General features: G+C 71.5%; 16 protein-coding genes. 3 read left to right on the top strand and 13 right to left on the bottom strand.

The features are described from left to right. Positions 1-498: 498 nt before the first annotated feature. Positions 499-2,112 carry a helix-turn-helix domain-containing protein gene (locus AB0K15_RS45685; protein ID WP_364066964.1) on the top strand — a complete coding sequence of 538 codons (1,614 nt, stop codon included), beginning with the start codon at positions 499-501 and terminating at the stop codon, positions 2,110-2,112. Positions 2,113-2,198: 86 nt separating this feature from the next. Here AB0K15_RS45685 and AB0K15_RS45690 read toward each other — a convergent pair whose 3' ends face one another. The 9 genes from AB0K15_RS45690 to AB0K15_RS45730 all read right to left on the bottom strand — a co-directional run bounded on the left by AB0K15_RS45690 (position 2,199) and on the right by AB0K15_RS45730 (position 11,362). Continuing rightward, the gene (locus tag AB0K15_RS45690; RefSeq protein WP_364066967.1) at positions 2,199-2,999 is read right to left on the bottom strand and encodes an alpha/beta hydrolase; all 801 of its coding nucleotides are present in this window, start codon (positions 2,997-2,999) and stop codon (positions 2,199-2,201) included. A 208-nt stretch (positions 3,000-3,207) separates the two neighbouring features. Then, complete coding sequence (locus tag AB0K15_RS45695; RefSeq protein WP_364066970.1) at positions 3,208-3,735, bottom strand: YbhB/YbcL family Raf kinase inhibitor-like protein; 528 nt, start codon at positions 3,733-3,735, stop codon at positions 3,208-3,210. 30 nt (positions 3,736-3,765) lie between these two features. Then, positions 3,766-4,875 carry an enolase C-terminal domain-like protein gene (locus tag AB0K15_RS45700; RefSeq protein ID WP_364066972.1) on the bottom strand — a complete coding sequence of 370 codons (1,110 nt, stop codon included), beginning with the start codon at positions 4,873-4,875 and terminating at the stop codon, positions 3,766-3,768. Beyond that, positions 4,872-5,960, bottom strand: a complete 1,089-nt coding sequence (locus tag AB0K15_RS45705) for an L-dopachrome tautomerase-related protein (protein WP_364066974.1) — start codon at positions 5,958-5,960, stop codon at positions 4,872-4,874. The genes AB0K15_RS45700 and AB0K15_RS45705 overlap by 4 nt, the downstream gene beginning before the upstream one ends. Before the next feature lie 16 nt (positions 5,961-5,976). Continuing rightward, the gene (gene poxB / locus AB0K15_RS45710) at positions 5,977-7,710 is read right to left on the bottom strand and encodes a ubiquinone-dependent pyruvate dehydrogenase (protein WP_364066976.1); all 1,734 of its coding nucleotides are present in this window, start codon (positions 7,708-7,710) and stop codon (positions 5,977-5,979) included. Positions 7,711-7,840: 130 nt separating this feature from the next. After that, the gene (locus AB0K15_RS45715) at positions 7,841-8,770 is read right to left on the bottom strand and encodes an NADP-dependent oxidoreductase (protein ID WP_364066978.1); all 930 of its coding nucleotides are present in this window, start codon (positions 8,768-8,770) and stop codon (positions 7,841-7,843) included. Next, positions 8,767-9,672 carry an NADP-dependent oxidoreductase gene (locus AB0K15_RS45720; protein WP_364066980.1) on the bottom strand — a complete coding sequence of 302 codons (906 nt, stop codon included), beginning with the start codon at positions 9,670-9,672 and terminating at the stop codon, positions 8,767-8,769. Before AB0K15_RS45720 ends, AB0K15_RS45715 begins: the two co-directional genes overlap by 4 nt. Positions 9,673-9,723: 51 nt before the next feature. Further along, positions 9,724-10,959, bottom strand: coding sequence for a hypothetical protein (locus AB0K15_RS45725; protein WP_364066982.1), 1,236 nt, complete (start codon positions 10,957-10,959; stop codon positions 9,724-9,726). A gap of 7 nt (positions 10,960-10,966) precedes the next feature. Beyond that, entirely contained in the window at positions 10,967-11,362 is a 396-nt protein-coding gene (locus AB0K15_RS45730; protein WP_364066984.1) for a heme-binding protein, read from the bottom strand. A gap of 329 nt (positions 11,363-11,691) precedes the next feature. Between AB0K15_RS45730 and AB0K15_RS45735 the strand changes: the two genes are divergently transcribed. Both AB0K15_RS45735 and AB0K15_RS45740 read left to right on the top strand, forming a co-directional pair. Continuing rightward, the gene (locus AB0K15_RS45735; protein WP_364066986.1) at positions 11,692-14,478 is read left to right on the top strand and encodes an AAA family ATPase; all 2,787 of its coding nucleotides are present in this window, start codon (positions 11,692-11,694) and stop codon (positions 14,476-14,478) included. A gap of 110 nt (positions 14,479-14,588) precedes the next feature. After that, on the top strand, positions 14,589-16,223 hold the full coding sequence (locus AB0K15_RS45740; protein WP_364066990.1) for an FUSC family protein: 1,635 nt from the start codon (positions 14,589-14,591) through the stop codon (positions 16,221-16,223). Positions 16,224-16,241: 18 nt separating this feature from the next. Here the strand turns inward: AB0K15_RS45740 and AB0K15_RS45745 are convergent, their stop codons facing one another. The 4 genes from AB0K15_RS45745 to AB0K15_RS45760 form a co-directional block, all read right to left on the bottom strand. Then, positions 16,242-18,869, bottom strand: coding sequence for a LuxR C-terminal-related transcriptional regulator (locus AB0K15_RS45745; RefSeq protein WP_364066992.1), 2,628 nt, complete (start codon positions 18,867-18,869; stop codon positions 16,242-16,244). Continuing rightward, positions 18,866-21,583 (bottom strand): LuxR family transcriptional regulator, encoded by a 2,718-nt coding sequence (locus AB0K15_RS45750; RefSeq protein ID WP_364066994.1) that lies wholly within the window; start codon positions 21,581-21,583, stop codon positions 18,866-18,868. The genes AB0K15_RS45745 and AB0K15_RS45750 overlap by 4 nt, the downstream gene beginning before the upstream one ends. Before the next feature lie 187 nt (positions 21,584-21,770). Further along, entirely contained in the window at positions 21,771-22,715 is a 945-nt protein-coding gene (locus tag AB0K15_RS45755) for a zinc-dependent alcohol dehydrogenase family protein (protein WP_364066996.1), read from the bottom strand. Positions 22,716-22,893: 178 nt separating this feature from the next. Beyond that, positions 22,894-23,202 (bottom strand): 4-oxalocrotonate tautomerase family protein, encoded by a 309-nt coding sequence (locus AB0K15_RS45760; protein ID WP_364066998.1) that lies wholly within the window; start codon positions 23,200-23,202, stop codon positions 22,894-22,896. Positions 23,203-23,219: the final 17 nt, after the last annotated feature.

Below are 23,219 nucleotides of genomic sequence, written 5' to 3' on the forward strand. Positions count from 1 at the left end.
ATCCGCTCATGCACCCGATCCAGCTGATCCATCACCACATCGACCACCACCAGGATGATCTACCACAACACCACTAACTGCCGTTGCAGTACTAGTACGCCCCGGCCCGGCCGGTCCTCGCAGGCGCCGCAGACCGGACCGCACGGCTGACCACCGGGGTCCGCCCGCCGTAGCGGCGAGCCCGGCTCGTGTCGCCTTCTTCCCGCGCCTCGTGCGCTGGATTTCTGCCCCGTCGGCCCCCGGGCCGGCACCGGGAGGGCCGGGGGACCGGAACCGTTTCCGCGCAAGCGTTCCGAGCGTGGCGGAGTACGACGGCGAGCCATCGCGCTCGACCGTGCCACCACCGGCCAAGTGTCCTTCGCCATTTCCTGACCCGCTGGGACGGCATCGTCATCACACCCGCCGCCACGGGAATCCACGGCGCACAGTCCGGGGCTTAATCGAACGGAACAGTCTGTACGATGGGATGCCTGGGACGACAGACGAGGAGGGCCCGCCATGAGTGAACGACCAAGCCTGGGTCGCCTCGTGCGAGGACACCGGCGAGCCGCGGGCCTGACCCTAGAGGACCTGGCCCACCGGTCCGGCGTGAGCGTGCGGACCATCAGCGACATGGAGCGCGGGCGCAGCCGCCGCCCGCACGTCCGGACGCTCATCGCACTGGCGGACTCACTGGGCCTCGACGATGCGGACCGCCGGACGCTGCTGACCGCCCCGAGCAGTGCGCATCCCCTGCTCGGGCCTGAACCGGCCGCGCTGTGCCAGCTGCCGACCCCCATTCCGGACTTCACCGGTCGCGCACGTGAGATCGCCGCCGTTTCCTCGTGGCTGGCGCATCGGCGGGACGCTGCTATTCCGCTCGTGCTCTCAGGACCCGGCGGAGTGGGCAAAACCTCACTCGCTGTCCACCGTGGACTTGCGTCCTGCGGAGACTTCCCCGACGGCCGGTTGTTCGTCGATCTCCGCGGCACCAGCATCGAGCCGCTTGAGCCCTACCTCGTGCAAGCCCGGCTGCTGCGGGTGCTGGGCGTGCCGGCCGGTGACATTCCCGACGGTTCTCGCGATCGGAGCCAGCTTCTGCGGCACCTGCTGGCGAACCGCCGCATGCTCCTGGTTCTCGACGACGCGGCCGATGAGGCACAGGTCCGCGGGCTGCTGCCCGGTCAGGGCGGCACGTCGGCGCTGATCACCAGCCGCCGTGCACTCACCGGACTCGAACATGCGCGCCGGATCGCGCTGGGCCCACTGACCGGACCGGAATCCGCGGAGATGCTTCGCGCGGTCCTGGCCGCCGGCGGGAAGCCCACCGAGGACCTTGCCCGGTTACGTCCGATCACAGAGCTGTGCGGGAACTATCCGATCGCGCTCCGGATCGCGGGCAACCGGCTGTTGAGCCGGCCCGGCTGGGACCCCGAGAGCCTGGTCAGGCAACTCGAATGCGAGGACGGCCGCCTCGACCACCTGGCGGCGGGCGACCTCCGGGTTGCGTCGGCCTTCGCCTCGTCGTACCGCTCGCTCGACTCGCTCACCCGGCTCGTGTTCCGCCGGCTGGCCCTCGTCCCCGGGCGAGACTCGAGCGCACGATCGGCGGCCATCGTGAGTGGGCTGCCGGCACGCGAACTCACCCGGCGACTCGACGAGCTGGCCGAGAAGAGCCTCGTCAGCGCGGTACCGGACCACCGCATCGTCCTTCACCCCCTCATCCGTCTCTTCGCGCGTGAGCAGCTCCGAACGGACGACGACGCCGATGCGGTGACCGAGGCCACCACGCGGCTGATGTCGTGGCTGCTGGCGACCGCCCGCGCTGCGGGGCTCGCCGCGCAACGGCGGGCAACGGCAGGCCCACCGGAGTTCCCCGATCCGGACTCGGCTCGTCGCTGGCTCCGTGACGAAGCCGGATCGTGGCTCGGCGCGCTGCGGCACGTCGTGGGCGCGGGGGACCACCAGGCGGCGGTCGGAATCGCCGACGCGCTGGCCCCGATTGCGAACGACATGGCGGTGCAGGACGGCTGGGTCGAAGTTTTCGCCCTGGCTGCCGCGTCAGCCGAAGCGCTGGGGGACGCCGGGAGAGCCGATCGCTACCGGCGCCTCGCCCCAACGCCTGCGAGTTGAGCCCAACCGTACCGGCCTTCGGATCCGCCCCGCGTCGCCGCCAGGCTGCCGTTCCGGCCTCCGGAAGCCGCAACGCAGCCTGGCCGTCAGGGACGCGCCGCCGCCTTCTCGATCACGCCGGCGACGGCATCGGGATGCGAGGTGGGCAGGTCGTGCGACGAACGCACCTCGACCGTCCACGCGTTGGCGCGCCGGGCCATGAACCGCTCCGCGGCGGGTGGGATCGCGTGGTCTTCCGTCGCGACGAGGACGTACTTCGGGATCCCAGCCGGTGCGGCCCGGGTCGCCGCCTCGGTCGTGGCCGAAGCCGCGATCGGACGCTGAGCGGCTGCGGTCAAGGCGGCATCGGAAGGCGAGCGGTCGTCGGCGAACACGTCGCGGAACTGGCCCGGATCGACGTAGACGTCGGTGCCACCTGGGTAATCCACCGTCCGCGCCGCGGCTCCGAACAGCGAACCCGGATATAGCGAGACCAGGCTCTGCAGGCTCTCCCCCGGCTGCGGGATCAGCGCGGCCGCGTACACCAGAGCAGTCACATCCGGCAACTCCGCCGCCACCTCGCTGATGATCATCCCGCCGTAGGAGTGGCCCACCAGCACCTTCGGACCCGTAATGGTCTTGAGCAGGCTCGCGACATACGCGGAGTCGGAAGCCACACCGCGCAACGGCGGTGCGGGCACCACGACGGTGTAACCGGCCTTCTGCAGCCGCGCGGTCACCCCGTTCCACGTCGAACCGTCCTCCGACGCGCCGTGGACCAGCACGATGGTGGGTTTGGCCGAGTGGGTGACCACGGGCGTCGCAGTCGTGGCCGCCCCCGTCGTCGCGCCCAGCACGGCCAGCGAGACGGCGGTGACGACGGCCGCCACGGCTCGGGAAAGCTTCACTTTCGGTCCTCCTGGTTCAGCGGGTTGGTGATGAGGCGACAGAGTCGCCGGGGAGCGCCACCTACGTGAGGTGACGGGATTCAACTCGACGACAGTCGAGCTCGCGCGCGGCCAGGCCACGGGTGCTTCGGGTGAGATCGCGATCCCGGGTGCACATCGGGCCCGCGACGTTGTGCGCCTGCTCGCCTTGCTTCTTCGACATGCCCGGTCACTGGAGCGCGAACCGGGCGCTGATCACCGCACGCGCGAGCGTGTGCGACGAGAGGGTGAACCCCAGGAACGCCGGGGTGGCGCTTGTGTCGAGACCAAGCGACTCGACGTCGACCGCGTGCACGGCGACGTAGTAGGTGTGGTCACCGCTACCAGGTGGCGGGGCGGCGCCCAGGTAGCGCTTGAGCCCCGCGTCATTGGCCAGCTGCCACGCCTCTTCCGGCAGTCCGGATCCGGTGTCGTCGCCCGCTCCGGCGGGCAGATCCGTCACTGTGCCGGGGATGTCGGCAACCGCCCAGTGCCAGAACCCGCTCGCCGTAGGAGCGGTCGGGTCATACACCGTGACAGCGAAGCTTTTGGTCGTGCCCGGGAACCCCGACCAGCTCAGCTGCGGGGACGTGTCGGAGCCGCCGGCGCCGAAGATGCCGCTGGCCTGCGCGAGCGGGAGCACGCCGCCGTCGTCGATGTCGGCGCTCGTCACCGTGAAGGCCGGGACTTTCCCGATCAGGTCGTAGGGAGTTTCCATTATTCGTTCCTTCCTCGTAGTTTCCGGCCGTCACCCGACGGCGTACTTGCGCACCGCGGTCTCGTCCCAGGCCACTCCGGTCCCCGGCGCGTCGCGGACGGTGAGGCACCCGTCAACCGGCCGGAGCGGCTCGGCGAGGACCGGCGCGGCCCAGTCGACCCATTCAAGCCAGTGCGCCGTCGGGGTCACGCGCATCAGGTGTGCGGAGATCTCCGGGTAGAGGTGGTTGGACAGCTGTGTGCCCGCGGCGGCGGCCAGTCCGGCGGTGCGCAGCCAACCGCTGACCCCGCCGATGCGCATGAGGTCGGCCATCGCGTACGGCACGGCGCCCGCGCGCAGGAACGTGAACAAGTCGCGGGCTCCGTAGTAGTTCTCGCCCAGCTGCAAGGGGGTCCGGACCCGCTGGGCGAGGTGGCGGTAGCCCTCGATGTTGTCGTACCGGATCGGCTCCTCGAACCAGTACAGGCCCTGCTCGTCGAGTTCGTGGCAGCGCCGGATCGCGTCGCCGTACCCGAGCGCCTGGTTGAAGTCGACCATCAGGTCGACCTCGCCCGCGCCGTCGCGTACGGCCTTGATGGCGTCGAGGTCGTGGCGCAGCGAAGGGTGCCCCAGCCGGAGCTTCATCGCCGTGAAGCCGCCCTCGTCGCGCAGCTGTGCGGCTTCCTCGGCGAGCGTGGCGATCTCGTGACGCCACAACCCGTTGCTGTTGTAGGCCCGCACCGGCCCCGGCGTGCCGCCCAGCAGGCGCACCAACGGCAGTCCGGCGGCCTTCGCGTGGGCGTCCCACAACGCCATGTCCAGGGCCGCGCGGGCGATCATCGACACTCCGGCGATGCCGACCACATTGAGCGCGTCGCCGAAAACGCCGAACGCGTCGGCGGGCGCAATGGCCTTGCCCCGCCACACCGCGGCCAGGTCGTCGATCTCCGCGACGATCGCCGGCATCGCGGCCGCGCGATAGGGCGCCAGGTAGGCGCTGCCCGTGACACCCGCGCTGGTCTCGACGTCGACCAGCACCAGCGGCCACTCGTCGAACCGGCCGATGCCCGCGATCACCGGGCGGCGCAACGGGACGAGGACGGGACGGGCCCGCACGGCACGCAACGTGGCGGGCTCGACCATCACCTCCGTGGCCGTCATCGGACCGGCTCCGACCGGGTCAGCCGGATCGGGCGCGCGTCGACCGGCACCCGCACGATCCGGTACGGCGGCACCCGGTCGTCGACCCCGGCGTTGAACAGCGGAGTGCGCGGCAGCTGGTTCACGCTGACGTAGAGGTACCCGTCCGCCGCGAGCGCGAGCGTGTCCGGCCACAGCACGTCGGGTCCGTGGAGCACGGTCGACCAGGTTCCGTCCGCGGCGAGTTTGAGCACCGCGCTGTGCTCGTAGGCAGTGGCGTAGAGGTTGCCGTCGGTATCGGACTCCAGCCCGTCGGAGGCACCTTTGTCGCCGTGATCCACCACGGACGCCGCCACCTCCTCCTCGTTCAGAGACCGGTCGATGAGCGCGGCGGTGGCCACGCTGTAGAGCCGCCGGCTCGACAGCGGGCAGTAGTACAGCCGCGTTCCGTCCGCGCTGATGGCGATGCCGTCCGCGCCCACGGCGTAGTTCTCGCGAACGATCCCCTGCACCACCGCGCGAAACCCCTCGGTCGCGTGGGTGCTGTGGTGACCTCGCAGTTTCGACCAGCTTTCGCCCGAGCCGAGGTCGATGACGATGAGCGCACCTTCGGGCTGGGAATCGGTGAGGTAGGCGAATCCAGCCGGCCCACGTGAGAAATCGAACCGGATGTCATTGAGGTACGTCGTCGGCGTCACCGCCGCACCCTCCAGGTGGATGGTGCGGACCACCTGGTCGGTCGCGGGGTCCACCTCCACGACCTTCGGCCCGTTCTCCAGCCACGGCTGGAAGGAGGGGCTTCCGGTGTCGAGGAGCCAGACGTGCCCGGCGGGATCGGTGATCACGCTCTGCACGGAGACCAGCCGGTCCGGGCTGCGCTCGGTGCTCCATTCGTTCAGCTCGCGGCTGGGGTACGGAAACGCCTTGCCGTCCACGACCTCGGCCACGGTGTAGGGCACTTCGTCGCCCCAGCGTGGGAACGAGACGAAGACCCGGCCTTCGTCGGTGACTGTGAGACCGGTCGGCATCAGGTCGTCGAACTCCGCGACGACGTCGTAGCTGTCGGCGACCCAGCCACCCAGGGGTGGGATGTTTTTTCCGGACATTTCGATTTTCCTTCCACTAACGCAGGATCCGGCGGGCCACGTTCGTCGTGACCAGGTCGAGCAGCTCCTCACCGCGGCCGGACAGGATCGTCCTGATCGCGTAGAGCGTGAAGCCCTTCGCTTGCTCGAAGGTGATCGCGGGCGGCACGGCCAGCTCCTGACGGGCCGTCACCACTTCGACGAGCGCCGGACCGTCGTGTTCGAACGCCTCCTTCAGCGCACCTTCGAGCTCTCCTGGGCGCTCGACTCGCCGGCCCCACAGGCCCATCGCCGTGGCGACGTCGGCCAGCGGCGGGTTTTCCAAGTCGGTTCCGTAGTTCACGATTCCCGCCGCCTTCATCTCCAGCTCGACGAAGTTGAGCGAAGAGTTGTTGAACACCACGACCTTGACCGGCAGCCGGTTCTGCTTCAGGGTCAGGAGTTCACCCAGGGACATGGTCAGCCCGCCGTCGCCGGCCAGCGCGACCACTTGACGGCCCGGCGACCCGGCCTGCGCGCCCACCGCGTGCGGCAGGGCACACCCCATCGAGCCGTGGTTGAACGAGCCGAGCAGGCGCCGCCGGCCGTTGAACCGCAAGTACCGCGCGGCCCACACCACAGGCGAGCCCACATCGGTGGTGAACACGGCGTCGTCGGCGGCGAGTTCGCTGATGGTGCTCGCGACCAGCTGGGGGTGGATCGGCGTGCGCTCGTGATCGTTGACCGCCAGCGAGTCCAGCGATTCACGGGTCTTCACGTAGTGCTCGCGAGCGCGTTCAAGGTGCGTCCCGTCGGCTTTCCCGGCCAGTAACGGCAGCAGCGCGGGAATCGTGTCCCGCACCGAACCGACCAGTCCGAGATCGACCCGGGTGCGGCGGCCGATCTGACTGCCTCGCAGATCGAGCTGGATGACCTTGGCGCGTTTCGGGTAGAACTGCCGGTACGGGAAGTCTGTGCCCAGCATGAGGAGGGTGTCGGCCTCGTCGATCGCCTTGTAACCGGAGGCGAAGCCGAGCAACCCGGTCAGCCCGACGTCGTAGGGGTTGTCGTAGGCGATGTGTTCGGCACCGCGCAACGCGTGCACGATCGGGGCCCGCAGCTTTCCGGCGAGTGCGACGAGGTCGTCGTGGGCACCCGCGGCGCCCGCGCCGGCGAGAATGGTGACCCGCTCCGCTGCGTTCAGCAGTTCGGCCGCCCGCGCCAGCGAATCCCGGCCGGGGAGCGCGACCGAACCGGCCGCGCGCACGACGGTGGGCTCGATGCCCTGGTCCGTTTTGCTCAGGAAGACTTCGCCGGGAACGACCACGACGGCAACACCGCGCTCTTCGACCGCGGCCCGCATGGCCATCTCGAGAACCCGCGGTGCGGATTCGGCACTGCTCACCAGTTCGCAGTAGACGCTGCATTCGGCGAACAGGTTCTGCGGGTGGGTTTCCTGGAAGTACCCGGAGCCGATCTCCGCGCCGGGAATGTGCGCGGCGATCGCGAGCACCGGCACTCGGCTTCGATTCGCGTCGAACAGGCCGTTGACGAGGTGCAGGTTGCCCGGCCCGCAGCTGCCCGCGCACACCGTGAGCTCGCCGGTCAGGCCAGCCTCGGCGGCCGCGGCGTAGGCGCCGGTCTCCTCGTGTCGCACGTGCACCCAATCGACGGTGCCGTTGCGGCGCATCGCGTCGGTCAACCCGTTCAGCGAGTCGCCGGAAAGCCCGTACACCCGATCGACGCCGCTGGCCTTGAGCGACTCGACGATGTGGTCGGCGATGGTGGTCATGAGTTCTTGCCTTCCCTTCGTGATGAGCGGAACCGACAGAAGTGCACGCGGGCAGGTGGCCGGGGTGCGGCGGACACCGCGCGGAGTGCCTCGATGAGACGTCGCCGCGGCGGCCGTCCTCGTGGCTGTTTCAGGCGGTGAGGGCGATCTTCCCGGGACCGTGGGCGCCTTCCCAGGCGCGGTGGGCGTCCGCCGCCGCCGCGAGCGGGAACGCCGCGCTCACCACCACCTCGAGCCGGCCTGAGGTGACCAGCGCCGTCAGGCCTTCGAGGCCGACCTGATCCGGCTCGACGAGGAAATCGCTCCAGCGCGCACCCCGGCGCCCGGCCTCGTCGCTGAGATCGCCGGTCGTGCCGCTCGGGACCGAGATCAAGCAGCCTCCCGGGCGCAACAGCCCGACGGATCGCCGTGAGGTCTCACCGCCGACAAGGTCGAGCACCAGGTCGACCTGGTCGGTGGCGTCCTCGAACCGGGTCGTGCGGTGGTCGATGACCGCGTCGATGCCAAGCTTCCGCAGCAGCGGGTGGTTTTCCGCGCTCGCCGTGCCGATGACGTATGCCCCTCGGGCTTTCGCGATCTGCACCGCGAGGTGCCCGACCCCGCCCGCCGCGGCGTGCACGAGGACGCGATCGCCCGAGGTGACGCGGCCGACGTCGACCAGCGTTTGCCACGCCGTCAAGCCGGCCAGTGGCAGGCACCCGGCGGCCGTCGGATCCATGGTGGCGGGCTTGCGGACGAGCTGCCTCGACGGTGAGGTCACGTACTCGGCGTACGCCCCGGCCGGTCGTGGGAACCACGGCATGCCGAGCACTTCGTCACCGACCGAGAACCTGGTTACGCCCGCCCCGAGTTCCACCACCTCCCCGGCGACGTCCCAGCCGAGGACGAGGGGCAGCTTACGCACCCGGCTCGAACCGGCTCTGGTCTTGACGTCGACCGGGTTCACGCTCCCGGCGCGAACCCGCACCAGCACTTCGGTCGGGCCGGGCACCGGGCGCGGGACTTCCTCCCAGCGCAGCACCTCGGGACCGCCGAACTCGTGCCGTCGAACGGCCTTCACGATCGGGCCTCAGCGCCACTGGCGCATCGCAGCACGAGCTTTCCGGTGGTGGCGCGTTTCTCACCGACGGCGTGAGCCACGGCTGCCTCGGTCAGGTCGAAAGTCGAGTCCAGCTCCACGCGCAGCCGGCCGTCGTCGGCGAGGGCGGCCAGTTCACGAAGTGCTCGTCCGTCGGGCTTGACGAGCATCGTGGTGACCCGCAGCCCGGTTCCGGCGCCGAGTCCTCGCGGTCCCCCGTGCGCGACGTCGACCAAGACACCACCGGGACGCAACGTGCGCAGGGAGCGCGCGGCGTTGTCGCCACCGGCCAGCTCGATCACTGCGTCCACGTCGGACACCACCGACTCGAAGCTCTGCCGGTGGTAGTCGATCAGCTCGTCGGCACCGAGCTCGCGGAGGAACTCGTGCTTTCCGGCGCTCGCGGTTCCGATGACGTAGGCACCACGCGCCTTGGCGATCTGCACCGCGAGGTGGCCGACCCCGCCCGCCGCGGCGTGCACGAGTACTCGCTGCCCCGGCCGGACACCGGCCTTGCCCGTCAGAGCCTGCCACGCGGTGAGCCCGGCCAGCGGCAGGGCCGCGGCGTGCGCGTGGTCCAGCCGTCGCGGTTTGGGCGCCAGCTCCCCAGCCGGCGCCACGACGTACTCGGCGTACGCGGCGGCCTGCGCGGGAAACCGCGGCATCCCGAACACCTCGTCACCGGGGCGAAAATCCGAGACGGCCGAGCCGACGGTGACGACTTCGCCGGACACGTCCCAGCCGACGGTGAACGGCATCGGTCCCATTCCCCGAGCCACGCCCTGCCCCGCCCGCGTCTGCCAGTCGACCGGATTGATCCCCGCGGCCCGCACCCGGACCAGGACCTCCCCCGGGCCGGGCTCCGGCACAGCGCGCTCGATCACGGTCAGCACCTCCGGAGGGCCCAACCGGTCTTGCACGACCACCCGCATCACTCAGACCTCCTCGTATTGCACGGCATACAGACCCGCGTTGTAGTCGGTGATGAACGCGAGCCCGGACTCGGTGACGGTCACGTCCGCGGTCTGAATCACCCGGGGGCGACCCGGCCGAGGGTCGATCAGCCGGGCGGGGGCCGCCGGCACGAACGCCCCGACCGAGACCGGGCGGTAGGGATCGGTGAGGTCGAATGCTCGCAGCCCGGCGTTCTGATACGTAGCGAAGATCAACGACTCCGACACGAACGTTCCCGGCCGGTTCTCGTGCAAGTTGTGCGGGCCGAAATGACCGCCCTTCGCGCTGTACGCGTCGTCCGAGGGCGTCGGAAACGTCGCGATGCTCACCGGGTTCGCCGGTTCACGTATGTCGAACACCCACACGTGCTTGAGCCCGTCGGCGAGCTCGTCGGCCACCGCCTCGTCCGCGACGACCAGCAGGTCCCGGCCGGGCAGGGGCAACGCGGTGTGGGTACCCCCGCCGAACGGCGGCGACCAGTTCCGGTGCACGACGAGCCGGGGTGCTTCGCGGTCGGTGAGGTCGAGCAGCGTCAGGCCGCCGTCACGCCAGGACGCGTAAGCGACGTCGTCGTGGACGATCGCGTGATGCAGTGCGTATCGCCACCGCTTCGTATCCCACTCTGGCGTCTCCCCGGCCGCGGCGTGCATGCCGGGCAGGTGCCAGGTTCCCGCCCACTTCGGCCGCGCGGGGTCGGCGAGGTCGATCACCGCGAACACGTAATCCGTGTAACCGTCGAACAGCACGGACGCGTATGCCCACCGGCCGCCGGTGTACCAGAGCCGGTGCACCCCCACGCCCTCGACCGGCAGGAAGGAAATCGGTTTCGGGTCGGCCGGGTCGCTGATGTCGTGGATCGCCACCCCCGCACTCCAGTTCCGGTTCGTCCCCGCGAGCCGGGTGCCGACCGAACCTCCGTAGTACGCCGACTCGTCGCGGAACTCCGCCCACAGGTCCTTGGCGTGGATCACCAGGAGCAAGTCGTCGGCGGCCTGCAGGTGGATGTTCCAGGTGTTCGGCGGCGCGGGCTCGAAGTGGCGCACCCGCATCGAACGGGGGTCCCGGACGTCGAGCACGGAGAAGCCGCCCGAAAACAGGTGCCCGACGTAGACGTGGTCGCGGTGGTACTGCACCTGCATCGCGTCCGGCCGTCCTCCCTGGTCCGAGTGGCCGACCAGGGAGAAGCCCTTGGCGTAAACCGGTTCCGGGACGGTCATGGCGTCCTCACAGCGCCGCGACGGCCGCCGCGGCGACCTCGTGGTCCTGATCGGGCGTGCCGCCGCCCGCACCGATCGCACCGACCAGCGCGCCGTTCTCGAACACCGGGATGCCACCCGGCACGAACGCCAGCGGATCGCGGGTGGCCGCTTCGATGCCGAACAGGGGCGCGCCGGGCTGTACCGCGGGCACGAGGTCCTGGGTGGACTGTTCGAACAGGACGGCGGTGCGCGCCTTGGTGTGGCTGGTTTCCACCGCGGCGAGCGCGGCGCCGTCCACCCGGGCCGCCGCGATCAGATGCGTGCCGGCGTCGACGACCGTGATGGTGAACGCGACACCGAGCTCGGCACCCTTCTCCTTACCGGCCTGAATGGCCTTTTCCGCGGCTGCCAACGTGATCATCGCCTGTCTCCCTCCGTTCTTCCGGCCCCGGCGGGCCGAAGGCCCGCTGACCGTCCGAATTGGCCGGTTCAGCCTGGTACTCGTGTCAGTCTCGCCCGTGCGTGTCGCGGCTCCATCCGTCATGTGACTGTCCATCTCGCCCTCGCCGGGGTGGCGCGTCCTGCCAAGCGGCCTGGCCGCGGGGCGCCTTCTGCTACACAGGTTCCGGGCCGTCGCCGTTTTTCCGCGACACCGAAGCCCTCATATTCCGAACAGGAGTTGGTGATCTCTTTTTGGAACCGGAGCAGCCCCCGGCGGGGAAACCCGGGCCCCGACCGGCGTCGCCGACCGTGAGCGAACTGTCCGCGGCCACCGCCGAGCCGGTTTCCGCGGTGATCGGCCGCCGGGAGGATCTGCGCCGGGTGAAGTCACTCCTGCCTGCCGCGGGTGGAGCTGTGCTCCTCACCGGTGCGGCCGGCGTGGGCAAATCGGTCGTGCTCGACGCCATCGCCGAGACGGAAGCGGAAACGGGCACGCTCGTGCTGCGCGCGGCCGGCGTGCAGTTCGAGGCCGACATCGCGTATTCCGGCCTCAACCAGGCCCTGTTCCCCCTGCTCGGCGTCCTCGGCGCACTCGAGGGCACCCACCGCGAGGTGCTGGACGTCGCACTCGGCCTCACCGCCGGCCGGCGTCCCGACCGGTTGCTCGTCGCCAACGCGGCGATCGCGCTGCTGCGCGGCCCGGTGGCCGAGCGGCACGTCCTGCTCGTCGTCGACGACCTGCCGTGGATCGACCGTGCCAGTGCGACGGTCTTCGGGCTGATGGCGCGGCGGCTTCCCGGAACCGGTGTCGGTTTCCTGGGTGCGATGCGCACCGGTGCCGACGAATTCTTCGGGCACAGCGGTCTGCCCGCGTACGAACTTCCGCCGCTGGACGAGGAAGCGGCGCAACTGCTGGTCGGGCTGCGGTTCCCCGCTCTGGCGGACCGGGTTCGCGATCGATTGCTCGACAGCGCCAAGGGCAACCCCCTCGCGTTGCTCGAATTGCCGACCGCGCTCACCGCCGCGCAGCAACTGGCCCACGAGGAAGTGCCGGAGGTCCTTCCGCTGTCCGAACGGCTGCAGGACGTGTTCGCCGGCCGGATCGCCGGACTCGCCGACACCACCCGCAGGCTGCTGCTGGCCGCCGCGCTCGACGGCACCGGTCAGCTCGGTGTGCTGCAGTCCTGCGCGCTGCTGATGGGCGGCCGGCCCGACCTGGCCGAGCTCGCCCCGGCCGAACGCGCGCAGCTGGTCCAGGTGGACACCACGACCCGCCGGCTGCTCTTCCGACACCCCCTCATCCGCTCCGCGGTCGTGACCGCGGCCACCAGCTTCGAACGCCGGGCAGCACACCGCGCGCTGGCCGGCGCCCTGGCCGACCAGCCCGAACGGCGTGCCTGGCACCTCGGCGAAGCCTCGCTGGAGCCCGATGAGGAGGTGGCCACGCTGCTCCAGCAAGCGGCGCACCTCATCCTCGAACGCGGCAGCGCGGCTGCGGCGGTCGCCGCGCTCACCCGCGCGGCCGAGCTCAGCCCGGAACCGGCCGCTCGTGCGCGCCGGCTGGCCGAGGCGGCCTACCTCGGCACGGAGTCCGCCGGCCGGATGCACGACGTACGGAAACTGCTCGAGGACGCCCGGCGGGCAGCCCCCGGGGTCCGCACCCTGCACTCCGCCGCCGCGGCCGCTTTCCTGCTCCTCAGCGGCGACGGGACCGTCGAGACCGCGCACCGGCTGCTGCTGAGCGCCATCGAAGCGGGCGACCACAAGTACGACGGCGGCGACCCGACGTTGGCGGCGGCGCTCGACACGTTGCTCCTGCTGTCCTACTACGCCGGCCGCAGCGAGCTGTGGGATCTTTTCAACCGCGTCCTCGGCCGGGTGCGGCCCGCGCCACCTCCGCTGATGACGGTCGCGGCGAGACTGTTCGGCAACCCGGCCGGAGCCGGGGCGGCGACCGTGGGCGAACTCGAGGCGCTGCTGGCGCGGGCACCTCGGGACGCGGACTTGGCCCGAATCAACCGGCTGGGCAGCGCCGCCGTCTACACCGACCGGCTGGGCGAAATCCGCCAGGTGTCGTGGCAGGTGGTCCGCCAAGGCCGCCGTGGCGGGCCCGTGCGGCGGCAGCTCGGCGCGATGATGCAACTCTGCCTCGACAACTTCCTCACCGGGCGCTGGGACGAGTGCGACGAGCTGACCGGCGAGGCGCTGGCGCTCTGCGCGGAGCACGGATACGAGTTCCTCGCGTGGTACTACGAGTACAACCGGGCGCTGGTCGCAGGCGCCCGCGGTGACCAGGACACGAGCGCCCGTTCCACCGCGCGGATGATCGGCTGGGCCGCACCGCGCGGTGTCAAAGCCGCGCTCGACCTCGCCGGGCACGCGCGCACCGTCGCCGCACTGGCCCGCGCCGATTTCGACCGCGCCTACGACCACGCGACCGCGGTCAGTCCCGCGGGCAGGCTGGAACCCCACACGCCCCACGCGTTGTGGGTGATGCTGGACCTGGTCGAAGCCGCGGTCCGCACCCGCCGCGACGCCGAGGCGGCAGCTCACCTGCGTGCGATGCGGGATTCCGGGGTGTCGGCCCTCTCACCACGGCTCGCCCTGCACGTCCACGCGGCGGAGGCGCTGTGCGCGCGTTCCGACCGTGAAGCCGTCGAGCGGTTCGAGGAGGCGCTGGCGATTCCGGACGTCGATCGCTGGCAGTTCGATGCCGCGCGAGTCCGGCTTGCCTACGGGGAGCGTTTGCGGCGCGCACGATCAACCGCGCTGTCCCGAGGCCAGCTGCTGGCGGCGAGCGAGGTGTTCGACCGGCTCGGCGCCCGGCCGTGGGCGGAACGGACCGCGAAGGAGCTGCGCGCGGCAGGCTGGTCGTCGTCCACGGGCGCGCGCACCGGGCTGCCCGTGGGCGCGCTCACCGCTCAGGAACGGGAAATCGCCCGCCTGGCCGCGTCAGGCCTGACCAACAAGCAGATCGCCGAAAAGCTCTACCTGTCGCACCGGACAGTCGGCGCGCACCTGTACCAGATCTTCCCCAAGCTCGGGGTCACCTCGCGCGCGGCGCTGCGGGACGCCCTGGCCGCCGTCGACGACTGACCGGCGAGGAAAGGCAGTCATTCGACCGAGGCGTTTCCGGGCCGGCACTGGCACCGTCGGCCCGAGCCCGGCCGCGCGGCCGGGCGCCACCGGGCCACGCGGGGGACGACATGCGACAGTGCAGCACCCGTCACCGGCGCACGATCGTGCCGCACTGGTTCACCGCGTCGCTCGCGTTCGCACGGTCCCCGGTGCCCTGGCGCGATTCGGTGCGCTCCGCGCTGACTCTGCCGGGCGTCTCCGCGGTGAGCTACGCGGTCGGCGGCCCCGCGATCGCGCTCTACGCCTCGTTGTCGGCGTTGCTCATCGTCCTGAGCGAACGCGGCGGCACGACGGGACAGCGCACCCTGCGGTCGGGCGGCGGGCTCGCCGCCGGCACCCTCGCCATGGCGGCCGGACCGCTCACCGCCGGCGCCGGGGTGCGTCCGATCGCCGTCGTGCTGGCGTTCGGTCTGCTCGCGGGTCTTCTGAGCTGCCTGGGTTCCGGGCTGTCGTGGGCCGCCATGCAGCTGCTCGTTCAGATGGCCATCGCGGGCGGGATCTCCGTGGACCTGGCCCGGCGCGACAAGGTGTGCGCCTACCTCGCCGGCGGCGTCGTCGCACTTGCCGGGATGTGGCTGCAAAGCGCCTTCGAGCGCACCGACCGGCTCTACGCCCGGGCACTCGCCGACGCGGTCGGAGCGCTCGCCGACGCGGTCGGCTCCCCGCGGCCCGCCGCACTCGGGCGCAGCGCCGATGTCGCGCTCGGCGCGGCCGCGGACCTCGTGCTGACTGCGCGGCCCGTCCGGCCGGCCCGCGGGCAGCGGATCGCGGTGTACCGCTCGATCCTCGGCACCACCAGCGTGCTCGCCACGCTCCTGCGCGCGCGAAGTACGTCGCCGCACATCGCCGCGGCTTTGGGCGAATACGCGGTTGCGGTCACGAACGTGTCCGGCCCTGCGCCACGCGCCCCTTCACTGCCAGGGGCTCTCGCCGGAATTCTGTCGGCGCCGCTCCCGGTTGCCCGGCCGATCCCGGTCGCGCGCATTGTCGCCGAGCGCCTCGGGGACGGCCGTTCCTGGGCGTTCACGGCACAGTTGTCCCTGTGCCTGCTTGCGGCGGAGGTGCTGCGCCAGCTCACGCCGTTCGGCCACGGGTACTGGATCATCCTGACCGTCGCCCTGTGCCTGAAGCCCGACTTCGCCTCTGTCTTCTCACGGACGGTCCAACGTGGCTTCGGCACGGCGGTGGGCGTGGTCCTCGGCGCCGTGGCGACCTGCTTCTCCGGCGGGTACTGGCTGCTGCCGATCCTGGCGGCGCTGTGCGGGTTCATCCCGTGGGCGGTCCGCCGCAGCTACTGGGCTTTTTCCGTGCTCATCACACCACTCGTTCTGCTGCTTCTCGACTACGGCGGTCCGACCGGACCGGCGGTCGCGGTGCAGCGCTTGGTGAACACGGCCACCGGGTGCCTGGTCGTCCTGGTGTTCGGGTACGCGCTGAGGCCGGGAACCTGGTTCCCGCGGTTCGAGCGGGAGTCGCGGCGGCTGGCCACGATGATCGAGCGAATGCCCGGCGGGTCTCTTGTGGACGTTTCGCTCCAGCGTGTCAAGGTCGCGACCGAACTCGCCGCGCTGCGCGGCCGGGCGCGTCAGGCCGGCTCCGAACCCCGGGCGCTGCGGGAGCGCGCAGCCGGCTGGTCCGCGGTGGCCGACCGGCTCGAAAACGCGTTGGCCGAGCGCACGAAGCGGGTCGATGCGCGGTGGTGAACTCCCGCGGCAGCCGGGTCACCGGACCGCGTCGGATTTCCAGATTTCGGCGGGCAACGCCTGGCGGAGCTGATTGCGGCCGCTGATGCCGAGCCGCAGGTAGGCGTTGCGCAGATGGCTGCTCACCGTCCGCGGCGACACCTGCAGTCGCTCCGCGATCTCAGGGTTCCCCAAACCCTGCGCCGCGAGGCCGGCGATCAGTACTTGCTGGGCCGAGAGCGGGGCGGCGCAGGGGGCGCTGTCGGCCTGTCCCCCGCTGGCCTGCAGCTCAACGCGAGCGGCCTGGGTGAACGATGCCGCACCGAGCCGATCGAAACCTGTGATCGCGTCGGTCAAGTACAGCCGGGCTTCGGAGGGACGTCGCTTGCGCCGCAGCCACGCCCCGAAGTGCAAGCGCGCGAGCGACCGCTCGACGGGCCGCGCCGGTGCGCCGGGGCCGTGGATCGCGGACAGGAACCGCTCCTCGGCCGAGCCGTCGTCGCAGAGCAAGGCGTAGGCGTGGTCGAGGGCGAGGCTCACGTGGGCCGGCGGGTGAGCGCCGGCCCGTTCGCGGATCCGGTCCACGGCGGGGAGAGCGTCCCGCGTTCTCCCCGAACGCGAGGCGGCGATGGCGAGGCCCAGTGGGTCCAGCAGGCGCGGGGAGAACGACCCGGCCAGCTCACACATCGCGTCCATGTCCAGGAAGTCGCGAGTGGCCGTGTCGTAGTCGCCCGCGGTGAGCGCGGCGAACCCCAGGGCACGCAGCAGATCCCGATGAGCCTCCCGGTTGACGCCGAGGTCGAGCAGCGGCCACGCACCTTCCGCCAGTGAGCGAGCACCCGGCGCGTCGCCGCGCAACGCCAGAAGCATCGCCCTGAGCGCGAAGACCTCGACCTGCAACAAAGTCAGCTCGTGGGTGGCGGCCAGGTCCCCGGCGCCGCCGAGGACCTGATCGGCCTCCGGCCACCGGCCCGAGACAATCAGGCCGGCCGCCAGCAGCGGCCACGCCTCGGGGTGGTGGGGTGCGCTCGGCTCGGCGACCGGGTCCATCAGCACTCCCCACCGCAGCTCGACCGCGAGCTCCGCGGCGCCGCTCCGGTCCGCGAGCTCGGCCAGCGCGAGCCGGTCGGCCGCGCGGGCGCCTGATTCCGGACGGCGCACGATCTCCTGGCGAGACAGCGCGCGGCCGGCGTCGAGCCGGACCTCGGCCGCGGCACGCTGCAGGACGGGATCAGCGGAGCCGAGGACGGGCACCGGCGGTGACCGGAGCGCCAGAGTGTCGGCGAAGCGCAAGAGCCGACGGGCCGCCGCGAGGTGCTCGGCAAGGCCAGAGGCCGCGGCCACCACGCTGGCGCAGACCGCCGACCCGAGCGCGGTCAGCCGGTCAGCCGGTGGGTGGCTGCGCGCGGCACCTTCCAGCGTCTCCATCGCTTCGCGCTGCAACCCCTTGCGCGACAAAGCCAGTGCGGTGGTCATCGCGACGCCGGCCCGGAGATCGGGGCGCTCGGTGCGGCGCAGCACGAGCGGCGCGACATCCCGGGCCCACTCCCCGTCACCGGCCGCCGCGGCGGCGAGCCCGGCCAGCAGGTAGGCGCGAGCAGCATCGCTCTGGTCGGACCGCAGCTCGGCGGCGCGGTGGGCGGCGAGGCCGGCCTGCTGCAACGCCCCGACCGCCAGCGCGCGACGGCTCGCTTCTTCCAGCGCGTTCGCCGCGTCGGCGTCGGGTCCCAGCGGCACCCGGCCCTGGTGCATGGCGCGTTCGAACGACGGTTCGGCGATCGCGGCCACGAAGTCGGCGTGGAGTTGCCGGCGAACCGCGGCCGGCGCCGAGTGGTAGACCGCTTCCGCGACGAGGGGGTCGGGAAAAGTCACGTCGTCGCCCAGCTCCACGAGTGACACCGACACGGCCGGCGTCCAGAGGTCCTGCCGCGCCGTCGGGTCGCCCAGCGCACACTCCACAGTGGACAGCGGCTCCGCGCCCACCCGGCCCGCCGCGTACAACAGAGCTCGGGCGGTTTCCTCGGGCATTGAGGCGAGCCGCTCCCCGTAGATCGAGCGGATCCGTGGTGACGCGAGCCCTGAGCCCTCGGTGCCGGCACGCCCCAGCTCGACCAGGGCCCGCGGGTTCCCCTTGGCGCGCCACATGATTTCGATAGCCCGGCGACCCGTGACCGGCACGGGGAGCCCCCGCAGCAGTTCGGCCGCCGCCGGCGGCGGCAGTGGCGGCAGCGTGGCGTGGCCCAGTCCGCGGTGGCGCGGGCCGCCCACCGCGCCGGACGCGGTCAGCAGGAAGACGACGGGCCGGGAGCGGAACGCCTCGGTCATCGAGAGCAGTGCCGTCACCCACGGCGCGTCGATCCGGTCCACGTCGTCGACGGCGTAGAGCACCGGCCGTGCCCGAGCAGTCCGGTCGAGCCATTCGGCGATCGCGCCGAGGCTGGTGGTGCCCACCTGACCGACGAACGGAGCCGCGAGCTGGGCCGCGCTGCCGTCGGAGGCCGATGCGTGCACGGTCGCGTACCCGGCCGCGCGAGCCCGTCGGACGGTTTCCTGGACCAGCCGGGTCTTCCCCGTGCCCGGGCCCGCTGTGACCAGCAGTGCCAAGCCGCCGGGCCGGCCGGGCGTGATCAGACCCGCGGCGAGACGGTCCAGCCTGGCCGGGATCATGCCGGCCCCGGCACGACGGTGTGCAGCTGCCGTCTGCTGACGATCCCCAGCTTGGGATAGATCTGGTACAGGTGCGAGCCGACCGTGCGCGGCGAGAGCCCCATGCGAGCGGCGATCTCCCGGTTGGTGAGCCCCTCGGCCGCCAGCTTCACGATGACCTGCTGCTGGGCCGTGAGCGACTCGAACGCCTCCCGATCGGGGCCGTCCTGCGGCACCCCGGTGGCACGCAGCCGTATCCGGACCTCCCGCGCGTCACGCGTTGCGCCGAGCCGGACGAAGGTGTCACGAGCGGCCGCCAGCAACGGCCGAGCATCGCGGTCGCGCCGCCGGGTCCGCAGCCAGTCCGCGTAGTCGACCAAACCGAAGGCGTGTTCGTACGGCCGCTCCCGGCCTTCCTTCGCGGTAGCCACAGCTCGCAGCGCGGACTCGACGTCCGGGTCTGCCGGATCGGACACCAGCGCCACGGCATGCCGGAACAGCGCGGCCCGCCGAGGCGTGGTCCGGGTCGTGCGCTCCATCCTCTCCAGGACGCGCAACACGGCGTCGGGCCGGTCCGCCTTGGCCGCCGACCGGGCGAACTCGGCGATTGCCCGGTACGACCACGCGAAATGAGCCGCGTCACCGCCGGGCTCGAACGTGAGCTCGAAGTGCTCACAAGCGCGGGCGTGGTCGCCCGCCGCCGCCCAGGCCCGGGCGAACGCGTGCTGCACCAGGCATTCGGCCATGCGCCCACCGGGTCCTCGCCGCTCCCAGGAGGTGAGCTGCTCCAGGGCCGCATCAGCCTGACCGCGACGGGTGAGCAGCGACAGCACCTGCGCCCGCACCGTGCGGCGCAGTACGGGGAAAGCCCCGGCCACCGCTACGGTCTCCGCCTCGGTGGCGAGTTCGTCGGCTTCGCGCCACAGCCCGCACTCGATCAAGGCGTCGAGGAGCACCACGTAGGAAAACGGGCAGGTGGTCGCGGCGCCCGCGCGACTCAGCAGGTGCCGGGCTCTCTTGAGCTGCGTCATCGCCGCGGACGGGCGGTCCTCGAGCCACTCGCCGACGCCGAGCGCGAGCGGTTGGCTCACAAAGACGTCGTCGCGCTTGTCTTCCAGGGCGGGGACACCGGAGCCCACCGCCGGCCCGCCGCGTGGACTGATCGCTCCCGAGATCAGCACGACCGGTTGCTCGGCGCTCCGGCAGAACAGCACATCGGGTTCCCCGAACCGGGCGGGGAGCTCACCTGCCGCGGCGAGAATCTCCATCGGCCCGGCCCGGTGGCGCGGGTCGCCGCTGACGAGAACGTCGACTTCGGCGGCGAAGGCGAGGCCGAACGCGGCCTCGCGATCGGCCAGTCCCCTGGCCAGCAGAGCCCGGATCTCACCCAGCACCCCGGTGGAGGGATCGCGCAGGCGGCGGTGCTGGGCTTCGACTGCCAGCGCCCGGCCGAGGACGTCCGGGTCTGCGGAGCGGGTTCGACCCAGATCGACGAGCTCACGGCACCACGCGTGGTCGCCGGCGAGCGCGGCCTGGCGAGCGGCGGTGGCATACCGGCGCGCTGCCCGTTCGTCGTCCGTGCTCGCGTCGGCCGCGCGTTCGAGAGCGGCGGCGCCGGCGGAGTGATCGCCGTGCCCGGCCGCCGCGGCCGCCGCGGTTTCCAGTGCGCTCGCCGCCGCCTCGTCCGGTTGGTCCGCGGCGAGCGCGAGGTGCCAGTGCCGGCGTTCCGCGTCCGGCGGTAGGGCCGCCGCCAGCGCCCTGTGGGCCCGTTGCCGCTCCGCGAAATCCGCTCCGAGGTAGCAGGCGAGGCGGACCGCAGGATCAGCGAACCCGGCCCGGTCGCCGGTCACCGTGAGAAGCCCGGCCAGCTCGGCGGGTGCGCAGGCGGCCAGTTCGGCACCGGCGGCCGCCAGCACGGTCGCGAGGTGATCGGCGCCTTCGGCCGCCGCCGCGCTCAGCAGAACCCGCCGGGTCGCCTCGGGCAAGGTCGCGATGCGCCGGGAGTGCTCCCGGCGCATCCGATCCGGCAGGATCAGCCGGTAGCCGCCATCGTCGAGGCTGGCGGCTGCGGCCAGTTCGATCAACACCAGCGGGTTGCCACCCGCGTGCCGCAAGAGCTCACCACGCCACCAGCCCTTGGGCGCCGACGGCTGGCGGTCGAGCAGGACCGACGCGTCGGACGACCGCAAGGGGCAGACCTGCCAGACCGGGACGTCGGCATCGAAGCGGCTCGGCGGCAACGGGCCCCGGGCGGCGAACACCAGCGCCACCCGCTCGGCCGAGAGCGCCCGGCTGAGCACCGTCAGCGTCTCACGGGTGACTCGGCTGGCGGAGTGCAGGTCGTCGACGAGGATTGCCAGCGGCTGGTCCCGGGCGATGCGCCGCACGATGGCCAGCAACGCCAGCCCACCGGCGATCGGCTCGGCGGAACCGGACACCAGCGCCTCGGCCCGGTCCCTCAGCGACCCCGGCCACGCGCCGGGCGCGTGGAGCAGCGGCGCCACCAGGCGGCCGACGATCGTGCTGCCCGGAACCGCGGATCCGGCCGAAGCGGATCCGGTGACCACCCGGAAGCCGCGCTGCGCGGCCACTTCACCGGCCAGAGCGAGCAGGCTCGTCTTGCCGATTCCCGGATCGCCGAGCAGGAGCAACTTCGCGACGCCGTGCAAGGCCTGTGACACGGACGCCGCGATGTGCTCGCTGTCCACCACCCGACCCACCAGATCCGTCGCCATCGGCCTCCGCTTCCCGTCTGTGCGCATCGCCAGAAAACCTGACGCGGGTGCGAAGACACCATGCGGATTGCAGGCAGAACAGACCTTGCCGGTCAGCGAGCGAAGGGCGTGTCGCCCCGATGTGGGAGCTCGGAAGGTCGTGCGCCGCCGGTGGCCGCCTCGAAGCGAAGCGGCCACCGGCGGCGGATCAGGCGACGTCGATGACGACTTTGCCCGCGGCCGTGGCGCTCTGGACCAGCGCATAGGCGTCGGCGACGGTGTCGAGCGTGAACCTCCGCGGATCCACCAGCGGCGTGAGCTCGCCGCTGTCGACGAGCGCGGCAGCGGCCTCCGCGATCTCGCCGTGATGGCCGCGACCGCGGCCGGTGAGCATCGGCAGGAGCGTGAACACGCCTGAGTAGGTGGCGCCACGGAACGACAAAGGTGCCAGCGGGTGCGTGCCCCAGCCGAGCGAGCTGACCACGTGACCGGTGTAGTAGCGCGCCGCGGCGAAGGACGCGTCGAGCACGGGGCCACCGACGGTGTCGTAGACGATGTCGAAGCCTTCGCCGTCGGTGTACTTTTCGACGTACTCGTCAACCGGCGTCCGATAGTCGATGCCCGTGGCGCCCAACGCCTCGATCGAGGCGAGCTTGTGCGGGGCGTCGGTGGCGAAGACCTCCGCGCCGTGCCTCCGCGCGATCTGGACGGCGACGTGCCCGACGCCGCCCGCACCACCGTGCACGAGCACCTTGTGCCCCGCGCCGACCCGCGCCCGGTCGACCAGCCCTTCCCAGGCCGTAATGACGACCAGCGGTAGCGCTGCCGCTTCGCGGAAGCTCAGTGATCGCGGCTTGTGCGCCAGCAGCATCGCGTCCACGGCCACGGCCTCGGCGAGAGAGCCCTGGAGTGTCCCCACCCCGCCGGTGAGACCGTAAACCTCGTCTCCGGACACGAACCCGGTGACGCCTTCCCCCACCCGGTCGACCACGCCGGCCAGGTCCATCCCCGGCACCGCGGGCAGCTCCCGTTGGGCGTGCGCGGCCTGGCCCGCCGCGATCTTCAAGTCCAACGGGTTGACGCCGCTGGCCTTGACGTGCACCACAACCTGGCCCGGCCCAGGTTCGGGGTTGCGGATCTCCCGCAACTGCAAGGGCTCCCCGAATTCCTCAAGTATGACCGCTCGCATTGAAGCCTCGCTCCTGCTCGACGTCCGGAGCACTTCCGCCGGCTCCGGACCCTCGCTTAATCGAACATACAAGTCCGTTTGATTAAGTCCGACTGTGACCGAAGTCTCCACGGTGCGGCACCCGGTCGCGGAAACGTTCGCTTCAAGCGGTTTGCGGATTCACCGGTGAGACCTCGGCCCATTCCGACCGAGTCGTCGGACGCCCGTCGACGGTCTCGACAACCGACTTGGAGTTAGTCAGGGTCTCCAAAAGCGAGGCGGGGCCACGGAAGGGGCGTCCCCCGATGTGCCAGCCATCGGTGTGCAGTTCCTCGATCAGAACCCACACGACTTCACGGAAGGCTTCCGATCCCTCGAACTTCACCATCACGTCCGTGAGAGCCGCGGCCAGCGCGTGCTTCTCCGCTTCGGTGAATACACCCTCGACGAGCTTGACGTTGACGAACGGCATGACGGCAACCTCTTTCA

Origin of the sequence: Amycolatopsis sp. NPDC049253 (assembly GCF_040678995.1) — a bacterium.
GTDB lineage: Bacteria > Actinomycetota > Actinomycetes > Mycobacteriales > Pseudonocardiaceae > Amycolatopsis.